Origin of the sequence: Bowdeniella nasicola (assembly GCF_900107735.1) — a bacterium.
GTDB lineage: Bacteria > Actinomycetota > Actinomycetes > Actinomycetales > Actinomycetaceae > Bowdeniella > Bowdeniella massiliensis.
The window spans coordinates 166,182-178,717 of record NZ_FNQV01000004.1 but is presented as its reverse complement, the minus strand read 5'-3'; the positions used below and the strand labels follow the sequence as shown (position 1 = coordinate 178,717).

The window sequence follows — 12,536 nt, the reverse complement described above, 5'->3', positions numbered from 1 at the left end:
GCTTGAGCAAAACCGTACCCTCGACCAGGATCATGGTCATGACGACGCGCGCCTTCTACCGGCATCTTGGTGGCAACTGGTTCGAACCGACGGAGCACGCCGAGGGGGCGTGGAACCCGGAACAGCAACACATGGCCGCGGCCTGTGGCCTGCTCGCCCAGGAACTCGAACGCCACGTCGAACTCCAAGACGGCCCCACTCCGGCCGGTCCTGCCAAGCGCTTCGCCCGCCTCGCCTTCGACATCATGGGCCTCCTGCACGGCGGCCGCTTCCAGGTTATCGTCGAGACGATCCGGCCCGGCAAAACAATCGAACTCATCCAGGCCGTGATGGTCAAAGACGGCCGCGAACTCCTCGTGCTGCGCGCCTGGCGCCTCATGACCTCCAACTCGGCGGAAATGGAAGGCTACGAGGACACCGACATTCCCGGGCCCGCCGAATGCGAGCCCTATCCGGAGATGACGAAATGGCCCGGAGGCTTCATCCGCGCCACCACCTTCCGGCAATCGGCCCGCTCCCGACCGGGCAACGGCGTCGTGTGGATGACGACGAAGCACGACGTGTGTGAGGGCCGGGAAACCAGCCCGTTTGCCCGGCTCATGGGCATGGCCGACACGACGAACGGCGTCATGCCGCGCGGCTCGAAAGACGAGTGGATGTTCCCCAACGTCGACCTGACGGTCTACCTCTACCGCGAACCGGCCGGGGACTGGATCGGCTTCGACGTCCAACAGTCCATCGGCCCCGACGGCATCGGCGTGACCTCCACCGTGCTGCACGATACCTCCGGGCCGTTTGGCCGCGCCGAGCAGATTCTGACGGTGCGAGACATGAGGTCTCATCCTTAACCGGGCGGACATATTCGCGTCACTTTCGTCCGTACGCTGAAGTCGTGAGCACAGTGGAAAACCCGATCGTCAGCGTGCGCGGTTTGACGAAAACCTACGGCCGCGGCGACGCCCGCGTGCATGCGCTGCGGGGCGTCGACCTCGACATGTCCTCGAGGGTGAGGTGTTCGGTCTCGCGGATCCGGGCCGCGGCGGCGAGGCCCGATTGCAGGGACGCGAAGGCGTCGGCGAGCGTCGTGACCGGGTCGACGATGTTGGAGGCGTAGAGCAGGAAGGCGACGAGCGTGGAGACGGCGAGTTCGCCGGAGCTCACCCGCCAGGCCCCGAGCCCAAGGATCGTGATGATGGCGAGCGCCGCGAGCGTCGTGCCAAGCAGTGGCAGGTCGAGCACCGCCATGAGGACGACGGTGCCGATGAGCGAAACCGTGCCGTTGACGATCTGGACGACGCTCGTGGCCGCGGCTTCCCGCAGCAGCACCGTATCGGAGGTCACGCGGGTGACGAGCTCGCCGGTTTTGAAGGCCCGAATGTCCTCGAGGTGGGCGCGAAAGAACCGCTGGATGAGGCTCGTTCGCGCATCGAGGACGATGTTTTCGGCCAGCCGCCCGAGCACCACCGCTTGCGCGAGGTAGGCGATCGAGCCGACAGCGAGCAGCGCGATAAGGATCGTGACGGGCCGCGCCAGCGCGCCCGGCGTGCCCAGGGTGTCAAGGACCCACTTCGTTGCCAGTGGCGAGGCGAGCCCGACGCCCGTGCCGAGCAGCCCTAGGACGATGCCGAGGCAGATCGTCGCAAGGCGGGGGCGCACATAGCCCCCAGCAGGGCGATGCCCTCGCCAAAGGGCGGGGCCTTCGCCTCGGTTGCGGGCAAATCGGGCGAGGTGGCAGGAGCGGTCATAGCGGAATCCGTCCAGAGGAAACATGGGTGGCAGCGCCCTGAGCCTACTGGGCCCCCGGGCGCCCACTCTTCCTCCTTGCGGCCCATTTTTAGGGCATAGACAGCCGGATTCAAGCCTTTTTGAGACACTAGTACCATGACTGAAAAATCCGTTAAGCCCAGCATCCTTGTCGTGTGCACCGGCAATATCTGTCGCTCCGCCATGGCCGACGTCATTTTGACGCAGCGGGCCGCCGAGCGCGGCCTTGCCATCGAGGTCGACTCGGCCGGCATCAGCAATGAGGAGGCGGGCAACCCGATCGACGATCGCGCGCAGCGCGTGCTGCGCGATGCGGGCTACGAGATCCCGCGCCACGCCGCCCGCCAGGTCCGCCCCGGCGAGCTCGCCGGCTACGATCTCGTCCTCGCGATGACCGACCGGCACCTCTCAGCGCTCAAGCGCATCGCCGAACGCGACGGGGTTAGCGCGGATAACGTCCGCATGTGGCGCGAGTTCGATCCCGAGCTGCCGAGCGGAACGCCCGTCGGCACCGAGTTGGACGTGCCGGACCCGTGGTACGGCGGCCACCAGGACTTCCTCGACACGCTCGCCGTTGTTGAGGGTTCTGCCGACGCCGTGCTCGACGCCGCCATCGCCGCCGCGAAGGCGAACTAGAGGTAGCGGCCCAGCCCCTCGAGGGCCGCGAGGCCCGTCGGTTCGCCGCCGAGCATCTCGATCTCGACGATGGGGGCGGACAGCGCGCTCGCAAGCTGCCGGATGTAGTCGGCTTCGCTCGCGCGTCGCTGCTCAAAGACCTCCCCAAGGCCCGGCGGGGTGCGGCGGTTGACGGCCAGCGCGCCGACGGAAATCCCGAGTTCACTGAGCGAGCGGGCAAACTCGATCGTCTCGAGCACGGGCATCCGCTCGGCAGTCAGCGCAAGGACGAAACTCGTCGCGGCGGTGTCGCTCAGGTGTTCGCGAAACCGCGTAAAGAGCGTGCGGCGCCGGTCCAGCACCGCGCGGATATCGGCCTCGCGCTCCTTGTCCTTTTTGCGGTAGCCGAGCGCCTCGGCCGCGTCGGAAAACGATTCGGACTTCTTCCGCCGCGAGATCAGTGCATCGGTGTACAGCGCCATCATGTCCGGCAGGTGCATGAGCCGCGCGGTGTGCCCCGTCGGAGCCGTGTCGAACACGATGAGGTCGTAGCGCCCGGCGGCATCATCGACGACGATCTGCGCGATGCGCTCCATGAGCGCCGACTCGTGGGTGCCCGGCGAATCGCGCACCACCGCGAGGTAGGTATCGACCTGGCCCTGCATCCCGTCGGCGACGAATTTCTTCATCGTCTCGCCGACGACGGCCAGGTGCTCGGCCGCGATCGCGGCCGGGTCGAGCTCGACGCCATCGAGCCTGCCGGCCCCCTCCCACAGGGTGACGGGAACGGCACCGACGCTGCGGTCCCACAGGTGGCCGAGGTTGTGGGCCGGGTCGGTCGATACGACGAGGACGCGCCCGCCGGCCTGCGCGCGGGCGAGGGCCGTGGCGGAGGCCAGCGTCGTTTTGCCGACGCCGCCCTTGCCGGAAAAGAACAGGATGCGGTGGTGATCGGCGAGATCGCGAATCGCGGGCATGTGACTCCTAGCAGCAGCCGATGTGGTCAAAGGGGGAGCGCTCCATCCCCATGCGGGTGTGCCATTCGTGCAGGTCTTCGCGCAGGTAGGGCCACAGCTCGGCGGTCTCATAGGCCATGGGGTTCGGGATGCCGAGCGCCTCGCCGAGGACGACGAGCATGAAAAAGTCGTTCTCATCGCGCGCGGTGCGGGCCATCGTGCCCCGGTAGCGCGCGTAGTAGTACTCGTGCCAGCCGGCCTTAAACGCCTGCCATTTCTCCTTCAGGGTGCGAGGTTCGAAGTCGAGCGAGCCCGCGGGAATGCGGCGCTCGCCATTGATCTCGACGGCGTCGTAGCGCTCGGGATCCTGCGTCATGACCTCTCCTCTCCTCGCGCCGGGTGGGCGGCCGGCCACGTCGGCCCGACCGCCCACCAAGGCTGCGCAATCGCGCGTTAGATATCGTGCTCGACGGGTTCGGCGGCGCGAACCTCGGCATCCGGATCACCCTGCGTCGGCGCCTTGACCATCGCGCGGATGGACTCGACGGAGACGAACAGCGCACACACCAAGATGATGATGTCCAGCACGAGCAGCAGCCAGTTGCCGTCCTTATAGAACGTGCCCAGCTGCACGACGAGCGCGAGCACGCTCATCGCCAAGATGACGCCGAACGGAATCATTGTCACGAGCGCGAGGCGCTTCTTGCGTAGCAGGATGACGGTCACGATCGCGAGCGAGAGCGCCGCCATGAGCTGGTTGGTCGTACCGAACAGCGGCCAGATGATCATGCCGCCTTCGCCGTCGGCGCCGGCCGCAAAGCTCAGCGCGAGGCAGACGACAAGGACGATCAGCGTCGCGGAGATGTGCCGCAGCTTGACCCCCATGAGCTCGCCGGCTTCCTGCACGACGAAGCGCTGCAGGCGCACGCCGGTATCCATCGTCGTGGCGGCAAACAGCACGGCCATCGTCGCAAGCACCGTCGCGGACAGCGAGTGCGGGATGCCGAGCGCGCTTTCCATGATCGCGCCGCCGCCGTCGACGAAGGCGTTCACGCCACCCTGGCCGAAGGCCGAGTAGACGGCCTCCCAGTCGGCCAGCGTCTTGAAGCCCGCGGTCGTCGCGATGATCGCACCGAGCGCGAGCAGACCCTCACCGACGGCCCCGAAGTAGCCGACGAAGCGAGCATCGGTTTCCTTATTGAGCTGCTTGGAGCTCGTACCCGAGGCCACCATGCCGTGGAAGCCGGAGACCGCGCCGCACGCGATCGTGACGAACAGCAGCGGCACGATCGAGGGCGTGCCTTCGGGCACCGCCTGGTTGACGGCCGGCGCGACGACGGTCGGCATCGTGATGAGCACCGAGATGTACAGCAGGCCGAGCCCAACAAAGAGCTGCAGCCCGTTGATGTAGTCGCGCGGCTGCAGCAGCACCCACACCGGCAGCATCGAGGCGACGCCGGCATACAGGAACAGCAGCAGGATCCAGAACGCCTTGGCGGACAGACCAAGGACGGTCTCCGGCAGCACGACGGGCACCTGGTCGCCCAGGATGATGAGGGAGTACAGGGCGACGACGCCGACGACGGAGACGATCGGCAGGTTCCACTTCAGGCGGTAGATTGCCTGGCCGACGAGCAGCGCGACGACGAGCGCGCCCCACGTGGGAATGACGGCCGTCGGCGTGCCGACGAGCAGGCCCGCGATGACGACGGCGAAGGCCGCGTTGACCATGAGCAGCAGCAGGAAGATGACGACGAGGAAGAGCACCTTGCCGCGATCGCCGATGTAGCGCCCCGACAGGGAGCCGATCGACTTGCCCTTGTTGCGAACCGAGGCCCACAGCACGCCGAGGTCGTGCATGCCGGCGAAGAACACCGTGCCGAGCGTGACCCAGAGGAAGGCCGGCAGCCAGCCCCAGATGACGGCGACGGCGGGGCCGACGATGGGCGCCGCGCCCGCAACCGAGGTGAAGTGGTGGCCCCACAGCACGAGCTTGTTCGTGGGGACGTGGTCGATGCCGTCTTCAAATTCGTGCGCCGGCGTGACGAACTTCGAGTCGAGCTGCAGCACCTTTGCCGAAATGAAGCGAGAGTAGAGGAAGTAGCCCGCCAGCATCATCGCGATGCCGACGACGGCGAGCACAAGTGAGTTCATAGGAACACTCCTAGATCCAGGGGTGCGCGGCGCCGAAAGTCACGGACATGGTTCGGCTGCGTGGCGCACACCACGAGGGTGGGTATCCCTAAGCTAATGCACCATGTGGTGAAAATGACACACCTTGCCGATATGTCACCAAATCGTGTCCTTAGCGCGGCTGCACCGGCGGCTCGGCCGACCACGGGAAGACGATCCAGTCATCGGTCTGCTTCCACACGTAGTTCGGCACGACGATCGAGCGCGGCTTGTGGTAGATCACGGCGGAGCGCACGTCGGCGCCCTCAAACTCGCCGAGCAACTCCATCACCTTGGCAAGCGTCTTGCCGGAATCGGCGACATCGTCGACGACGAGGATCTTCTTGCCGGGCAGGTCGGTGGTGTCCATGAGCGGATCGAGCAGCAGCGGCTCGTCGAGGGTTTCGTTGACGTCGGTATAAAACTCGACGTTCATCGTGCCCATGGCCTTGACACCGAGGGCGTAGGAGACGGCGCCGGCGGGCAGCAGGCCGCCGCGCGCGACGGCGACGACGAGATCGGGCCGCCAGTGATCGTCGACGATCTGTTGGGCCAGTTGGCGCGCGCTCGCGCCGAAATCGTTCCAGGTCAGCACCTCGCGGACGATGTCCGCATCCGTGCTCGCGCCGTCGTCAAAAGCAGTCATGAATCGATTCTAAAGCCCGCACCCACAACGTACGGAAGATCACGACGAATCGGACATCGCTGGGCCTGAAAGTCCCGGCTCGGCCCTGTTTGACTCACTTTCGGCCTACTTACGACCACCGATAAGGACACTGATGTCTCACTCATTCGTGTGGTCCTGCGTGCTGGCGCTCGGCTCCGATGGGCTTGCGGCGGCGCGCGAAGCGAACCTGCCCGTGCTCTCGCACCTGGCAAACGTCCACGGCGCGCCCGTCATCGCCTACCTCGGCCCGGCCATCGCGATCGCCGCGATTTGCTCCTCGTTCTTCGGCCACTACCTCGGCGCGGCCGAGGGCGCGGCTGGCATCGTGCGAAATATCGCGCCGAATGCGACGAAGTCGATGGGGGAGAAGAAGCTGGCGCTCGGCGTGGCAGCGTTCATCTTCCTTACGACGTGGGCCGCTGCGATCATCAACCCCGAGATCCTCGCTCTGATCGAATCGCTGTCCGGCCCGGTCATCGCCTCGATCCTCTACCTCATGCCGATGTACGCGATCTACAAGGTGGAGGCGCTCAGGCCCTACCGCAAGCAGGCCTCGAACATCTTCATCATCATTGCGGGCCTCGTGGCCGTGGGCGGGGTGACGTTCTCGCTGTTCCGCTAACGCTCGGACCGAACGATGCGGGCGAGGCGCCGCGCGGTGGTAGAAAGCCGCGCGCCGTCGCCCGTAATCATGCGCAGTTCGCGGCCAAGGCGCAGCGTCGTCGGGATCTCGACGAACGTGCCGGCCGCGAGCTCCGCGGCAATGGCCAGGCGCGGCACGACGGCAAGGGAGCCGTGGGCCACCGCCCGCAAGATCGCGGCAGCCGAGGAGACCTCGGGCAGCTGCGAGGGCAGGTAGGTGCCCTCGCGTAGGCATGCTTCGGCGAGGACTTCGCGAGTTCCCGAGCCCTCCTCACGCAGCACGAGCGGCAGCTCGATGAGGCGGGCCGCGGTGAGCGCCGCGTCTCCGGACAGGGCGTGGGCCGCTGCCGCATCTGGGGTCGCGATGAGGACGAGCTCGTCGCGCGTGATCGGCCACGTCGTCACACCCGGTGGATCGAAGGCGCCCTCGATAAAGCCAATCTCCGCGGCCCCCGACGAGATCGCGGCATGCACCCGAGCGGAGTTCATGACGTCCACCGAGATATTCGGCTCGCGCCCGAGCGCCGAGAGCCAGGCGGGCAGCAGATGCTCGGCGATGGTGAGCGAGGCCGCGATGTGCACGCGCGCCCCCGGAGTTATGGCCGCGCCGGCCGCGGCCGCGGCAAATGCATCGTCGGTGGCGTCCAGGGCGAGCAGGGCGTGCCGGGCGCTGCGAGCCAGGGCAAAGGCGGCCGGCTCGGGCATGAACCCGGAGGCTTTGCGAGCGATCAGCGGCCTGCCAAGGGATCGCTCGAGGGCCGCAATCCGGGAGGACACGAGCGGCTGGGAGACGTCGAGCTCGCGCGCAATCGCGGTCAAAGATGCGTGCGCGTCGAGGCATTCGAGGATCTCAAGGTCCCGGCGGGAGAGCGTCGGCATAACAAAACCTTATAACTGCCACCCGACCGGTTATGGCTGATGCGGGCCGGGAGGGCCACAATAGCGGGGTGCTATCTGACGACCCCCGCGTAGTTCGACCCTCCCGCGGCCACCGCGCCCGCACCTGGATCGCTGGTTTCCCGCGCCTGCTGCCCGGCATCGCCATCGCGGCGCTCGCGGCCGGTATCGCCTATGGCGTCAATGCGTTCGTGCCGCTGCTGTCCGCGCTGCTTGTCGCGATCATCCTGGGCGTCCTCTTGCGCAATACCGGTCTCATTCCCGCGGCCGCCGAGCCCGGATTCGCGTTCGTGGGCCGCACGATTTTGCGGCTCGGCGTCGTCCTGCTGGGATTGCGGCTCTCGATCCCGCAGGTCCTTGAACTCGGCTGGGGCGTCATCGCGATCATCGTCGTGACCGTCGCCTCGACCTACGCCATCGGGCTGGGGCTAGGGCGATTGCTGCGCATCGAACACGCGACGACGGTCCTAACCGCGACGGGTACCGCGATCTGCGGGGCCGCCGCCGTCGCAGCGATGAGTTCCGTCGTGCGCAGCGATGACGAGGAAGCAAGCACCGACGAAGCGGCCGCGACCGCCGTCGCCTCCGTCACGCTCTTCGGCACCGTCGCCCTGCTCGCGCTGCCGCCGCTGGCGGCGCTCCTCTCGCTCGCCCCGAACGCGGCGGGGGTGTGGATCGGCGCCGCCGTCCACGAGGTGGGGCAGGTCGTCGCGGGTGCCGGAATCGCCGCCTCGCACGTGACCGACGCGAGCGCCGCGACCGCGCTGGTTGATACCGCCGTCGTCACCAAACTCGGCCGAGTCGTCATGCTCGCGCCCCTCGTCGCGCTCGTCGGCGCCCTCGAAACCCGCCGAGCCCAGCGGATCGCCGCCGAGCAGGTCTCCCGCAGCGAAGCCGACGACGTCCTTGCCGGGCGCCGCGTCGATCACACTCGAGCGCGCGATACCTCGCGGCCGCCGATCATCCCGGCGTTCGTGGCGGGCTTCTTGCTGATGGTCATCATCCGGTCGCTGACGGATCTGCCGGCCGCATTCCTCGCCGCGGCCGATTCGGCGGCGACGATCCTGCTGATCTGCGCCATGGTCGCGATGGGTGCGGGCGTGCGGCTTAAAAAGCTCGTGACTTCCGGGGCGAAAGCCCTCGGACTTGGCGCAATTCTTGGTGTGGTGGCCGCCATCATTTCGCTGCTGGGGACGATTATGTTGGTCTAAAGCGCCGCTTCAGGCCATCAAGGGGGGCCATGATTGGCGATCGCCGCGACCAACGCGTCGCCGTCCTACGCACATACATCACCGCATTTTTCATCGTCACGCTCGTGGCCCGGATCCTCATCGCCCTGTTCATCACGCGCGAGGGTTTCCAGTTCTCCGCCTGACTTGAGCCTAGGACGTGGATCGGCGTCGGGGGATTTGCCCTCATTGCCGTGGTAGGTCGCCGTTACTACGCGGCGAAGGAAGCAGCCCACAGCGACAGGTAAGTGGTTGTAGCCGCCGCCGTGAGTTGGCCGACGGATCCGTGCAGATCGTCGATGCACTCGGAACCGCTGCAGGTGCATTCCTCGCGTCGCCCACGTCTTTCGAGATTCGCGAACTTAACCGCCGTCGAAGCCTGATTCGCGAGATTTCACCTGTCTCAAGTCCCAGATAAATGTGCGGTCCACCGCCTATCGTTAGGGGCGTGATCACCATTGCTGCCCCCCGCGAGCCAGCGCCAGAAACGCGGGTTGCTCTCGTTCCTGAAACTGCCTCTGCCCTCACGCGCGCGGGCCATCGCGTCCTCATCGAAAACGGTGCGGGCCTCGCCGCCGGGCACACCGACGCGGACTACGAAAAGGCTGGCGCCGACGTCGTCGCCGGGATCGACCTCGCCGCGATCGACGTCCTCGCGCACATCACCCCGCTACCGCCCGAAGCGATCGCGCGGCTGCGGCGCGGCGCCGTCACCATCGGCCTCATGGCGCCCTTTACCGACGAGCGCCTCGCGGCCCTGACCGAGGCGGGCGTCACCGCGCTCGCCTTCGAAAAAGTCCCGCGCACCTCGCGCGCGCAGGCGATGGATGTTCTTTCCTCGCAGGCGCTCGCGGCCGGCTACCGCTGCGTGCTTGAAGCGGCGATCCGCCTGCCGCGGTTCTTCCCGCTTGCCATGACGGCCGCGGGTACCGTCCCGCCCGCGAAGGTCGTCGTGCTGGGCATCGGCGTCGCCGGGCTGCAGGCGATCGCCACCGCGAAGCGGCTCGGCGCGAACGTCGCTGCGAACGACATCCGCCCCTCCTCGGCCGAAGAGGCGCGCTCCGTCGGCGCAACCTTCATCGACGTTGGCCTCGATACCGCCGAAGGCACGGGTACCGGGGGCTATGCGCGCGCCCTCGGGCAGGATTCCGCCGCCCGGCAGCAGGCCGCGCTCGCCCCGCACATCGCCGACGCTGACGTCCTCATCACCACCGCGGGCGTGCCCGGCAAGACCGCGCCGCGCCTCGCGACGGCCGAGATGATCGCCGCGATGCGCCCCGGCAGCGTCGTGATCGACATGCTGGCGGCCTCCGGCGGCAACGTCGAAGGCTCCGTCGCGGGCGAGGATGTCAAGGTCCCCTCCGCCCGTGGCGACGGCGAGATCACCATCGTCGGACTCACGGTCCCGGCCGCCGACCTGCCCGCCGACGCCTCCCGCCTGTACGCGAAGAACGTCCAGAACATCATCAACCTGCTGGTGACTGACGACGGCTTTACCGTCGACTTCGCCGACGACATCCTCGACGGCGCAGCCATCACACACGACGGCGTCAACCGCCTCGCCGCCCCCGAGACCGGCCCGAGCGATCCGGAACCCGAACCCGATCCCATTCCGGCCGAAGATGCCCAGCCCACCGAAGGAGACCAGCCGTGATCACGATCCTCACGATCTTCGTCCTCGCCGCATTCGTCGGCGTCGAAGTCGTCTCCAAAGTCTCCTCGACGCTGCACACGCCGCTCATGAGCGGCGCGAACGCCATCCACGGCATCATCCTCGTCGGCGCAATCCTCGTCACGGCGCACTCGCCGAACTGGATCCTGACGGTCCTCGGCTTCATCGCCGTGCTGCTCGCCACCGTCAACCTCGTCGGCGGTTTCGTCATCACCGACCGCATGCTCGAGATGTTTAGTGCGAAGAAGGCGCCCAAGCCCGTCGGAAACGAAGGAGAGGCCAAGTGAAGCTCCTCAGCTACGACGTCGCCGCCCTGCTCTACCTCGTCGCGGCGGTCTGCTTCATCCTGGCCCTCAAGGGCCTGTCCAACCCGCGGCACGCGCGCCGCGGCAACGTGCTCGGCGCGGCCGGCGCGGCCCTCGCCGTCGTCACCGCGCTGCTCTCCACCGACTTCTACGGCGCGAACCTTGCCGTCACCCTCGTGGCGATCATCCTTGGCTGCCTCATCGCCGTGCCGTGGGCGCGCATGGTCAAAATGACCGACCTGCCCCAGCTCGTCGCGATCTTCAACGGCGTGGGCGGCGGCGCCGCGGCCGTCGTCGGCATCATGGAGCTCACCGAATGGGGCGGGGCGAGCTCGACGTTCGCGACCTCGGCCACGGCCTTCGCGATCCTCGTCGGCTCCCTGTCGTTTGCCGGCTCGATGCTGACGTTCGCCAAACTCCAGGGCATCATGACGGGCCGACCGATCGTCCTGCCCGCGGCCCCCGCGATCATGGGCGGCACCATGCTCATCAGCGCGGTGCTCGCCGTCGCGGTCGCCGTCACCGGCAACGTGTGGCTCGGCCTCGCGCTGCTGATCGCGGGCCTGGCCTCCGGCGTCCTCACGGTGCTGCCCGTGGGGGGCGCCGACGTCCCGATCGTCATCTCCCTGCTCAACGCCTTCACCGGCCTGGCCGTCGCGGCCTCCGGCTTCGCGATGCCTAACACGCTCATGCTCGTCGCCGGTACCCTCGTCGGCGCCTCCGGTTCCATCCTCACGATCGCGATGGCGAGCGCGATGGGACGCTCGGTGCTCGGCATCCTGTTCGGCGCCCTCAAGGGCGGCTCGACGGCCGGCTCCACCCAGCAGTCCGACCGTCCGGTGCGCCGCGCCCAAAGCGACGATGTCGCGATCGCGCTGGCCTACGCCTCGCGCGTCGTCGTCGTTCCCGGCTACGGGCTCGCCGTCGCCCAGGCCCAGCACACCTGCGCCGAGCTCGTCACCGCCCTGCGCGAGCGCGGGATCGACGCGGTCTACGGCATCCACCCCGTCGCGGGCCGCATGCCCGGCCACATGAACGTCCTGCTCGCCGAAGCGAACGTCCCCTACGAGCTGCTCATCGAGGCCGACGACGTGAACGCGGCCATGCCATCTACCGACGTCGTGCTCGTCGTCGGCGCCAATGACGTCGTCAACCCGGCCGCCCGCACCGATCCGTCCGCGCCGATCTACGGCATGCCGATCATCAACGCGGACTACGCCGGCCAGGTCTTCTTCCTCAAGCGCTCTATGCGTCCCGGCTTCGCCGGAATCGAAAACGAGCTGCTGTTCTCGGACAAGACGCAATTGCTCTTCGGCGACGCCAAGGAGTCCCTCGCCGCGGTCGTCGCCGCCCTCAAGGAGGTCTAACTGAGCGGTAGCACTACCGCCGCGCACGCCCCAGCCGTCAACCTGAAAGGGTAACGACGACGGGGGAGCGCGCATGGTAATGGTGCCAGCAAAAGCGATCGCGGCAGCGGCTGCAGTGTCAGCACTCATGATTTCCGGGTGCACGACGCCTGCCACGACGACATTCGAACCGAGCGATGACCTTATCCTGTCGAGGTCGCCAACTGAGGACGGCATCAGCTTCGATGCCGCATGGTGGGGAACCTTCGTC

General features: G+C 67.4%; 14 protein-coding genes. 8 read left to right on the top strand and 6 right to left on the bottom strand.

The window, feature by feature from the left end; translation table 11 throughout:
• The first annotated feature begins 38 nt into the window (after window positions 1-38).
• Entirely contained in the window at window positions 39-848 is an 810-nt protein-coding gene (locus tag BLU67_RS04260) for a thioesterase family protein (protein ID WP_222842373.1), read from the top strand.
• 94 nt (window positions 849-942) lie between these two features.
• Here the strand turns inward: BLU67_RS04260 and BLU67_RS04255 are convergent, their stop codons facing one another.
• Window positions 943-1,656: an ABC transporter transmembrane domain-containing protein gene (locus BLU67_RS04255; RefSeq protein ID WP_222842372.1), complete on the bottom strand. Its 714-nt coding sequence runs from the start codon at window positions 1,654-1,656 to the stop codon at window positions 943-945.
• A 225-nt stretch (window positions 1,657-1,881) separates the two neighbouring features.
• Here BLU67_RS04255 and BLU67_RS04250 point away from each other — a divergent pair, with 225 nt between their 5' ends.
• On the top strand, window positions 1,882-2,400 hold the full coding sequence (locus tag BLU67_RS04250) for a low molecular weight protein-tyrosine-phosphatase (RefSeq protein WP_092562626.1): 519 nt from the start codon (window positions 1,882-1,884) through the stop codon (window positions 2,398-2,400).
• Here BLU67_RS04250 and BLU67_RS04245 read toward each other — a convergent pair.
• The 4 genes from BLU67_RS04245 to BLU67_RS04230 all read right to left on the bottom strand — a co-directional run bounded on the left by BLU67_RS04245 (window position 2,397) and on the right by BLU67_RS04230 (window position 6,153).
• A complete protein-coding gene (locus BLU67_RS04245; RefSeq protein WP_092562623.1) occupies window positions 2,397-3,356 on the bottom strand; it encodes an ArsA family ATPase in 960 nt (319 codons plus the stop codon). The two genes, BLU67_RS04250 and BLU67_RS04245, sit on opposite strands and share 4 nt — an antisense overlap.
• 7 nt (window positions 3,357-3,363) lie before the next feature.
• On the bottom strand, window positions 3,364-3,711 hold the full coding sequence (locus BLU67_RS04240; protein WP_222842371.1) for a cory-CC-star protein: 348 nt from the start codon (window positions 3,709-3,711) through the stop codon (window positions 3,364-3,366).
• A gap of 77 nt (window positions 3,712-3,788) precedes the next feature.
• Window positions 3,789-5,489, bottom strand: coding sequence for a carbon starvation CstA family protein (locus BLU67_RS04235; protein WP_092562620.1), 1,701 nt, complete (start codon window positions 5,487-5,489; stop codon window positions 3,789-3,791).
• Between the two features lie 151 nt (window positions 5,490-5,640).
• Window positions 5,641-6,153, bottom strand: a complete 513-nt coding sequence (locus BLU67_RS04230; RefSeq protein ID WP_092562617.1) for a phosphoribosyltransferase — start codon at window positions 6,151-6,153, stop codon at window positions 5,641-5,643.
• Between the two features lie 133 nt (window positions 6,154-6,286).
• On the opposite strand from BLU67_RS04230, the gene BLU67_RS04225 reads away from it, so the two are divergent.
• The gene (locus BLU67_RS04225) at window positions 6,287-6,796 is read left to right on the top strand and encodes an SLC5/6 family protein (protein WP_176780694.1); all 510 of its coding nucleotides are present in this window, start codon (window positions 6,287-6,289) and stop codon (window positions 6,794-6,796) included.
• Here BLU67_RS04225 and BLU67_RS04220 read toward each other — a convergent pair.
• Window positions 6,793-7,695: a LysR family transcriptional regulator gene (locus BLU67_RS04220; RefSeq protein WP_092562614.1), complete on the bottom strand. Its 903-nt coding sequence runs from the start codon at window positions 7,693-7,695 to the stop codon at window positions 6,793-6,795. The two genes, BLU67_RS04225 and BLU67_RS04220, sit on opposite strands and share 4 nt — an antisense overlap.
• A gap of 68 nt (window positions 7,696-7,763) precedes the next feature.
• Here BLU67_RS04220 and BLU67_RS04215 point away from each other — a divergent pair, with 68 nt between their 5' ends.
• The 5 genes from BLU67_RS04215 to BLU67_RS04200 all read left to right on the top strand — a co-directional run bounded on the left by BLU67_RS04215 (window position 7,764) and on the right by BLU67_RS04200 (window position 12,286).
• The gene (locus BLU67_RS04215) at window positions 7,764-8,924 is read left to right on the top strand and encodes a YeiH family protein (RefSeq protein ID WP_261977025.1); all 1,161 of its coding nucleotides are present in this window, start codon (window positions 7,764-7,766) and stop codon (window positions 8,922-8,924) included.
• A gap of 29 nt (window positions 8,925-8,953) precedes the next feature.
• Window positions 8,954-9,088: a hypothetical protein gene (locus BLU67_RS12520; RefSeq protein WP_261977024.1), complete on the top strand. Its 135-nt coding sequence runs from the start codon at window positions 8,954-8,956 to the stop codon at window positions 9,086-9,088.
• A 302-nt stretch (window positions 9,089-9,390) separates the two neighbouring features.
• Complete coding sequence (locus BLU67_RS04210) at window positions 9,391-10,596, top strand: NAD(P) transhydrogenase subunit alpha (RefSeq protein ID WP_222842370.1); 1,206 nt, start codon at window positions 9,391-9,393, stop codon at window positions 10,594-10,596.
• A complete protein-coding gene (locus BLU67_RS04205; RefSeq protein WP_092562605.1) occupies window positions 10,593-10,901 on the top strand; it encodes an NAD(P) transhydrogenase subunit alpha part 2 in 309 nt (102 codons plus the stop codon). Before BLU67_RS04210 ends, BLU67_RS04205 begins: the two co-directional genes overlap by 4 nt.
• Window positions 10,898-12,286 carry an NAD(P)(+) transhydrogenase (Re/Si-specific) subunit beta gene (locus BLU67_RS04200; RefSeq protein WP_092562602.1) on the top strand — a complete coding sequence of 463 codons (1,389 nt, stop codon included), beginning with the start codon at window positions 10,898-10,900 and terminating at the stop codon, window positions 12,284-12,286. The genes BLU67_RS04205 and BLU67_RS04200 overlap by 4 nt, the downstream gene beginning before the upstream one ends.
• Window positions 12,287-12,536: the final 250 nt, after the last annotated feature.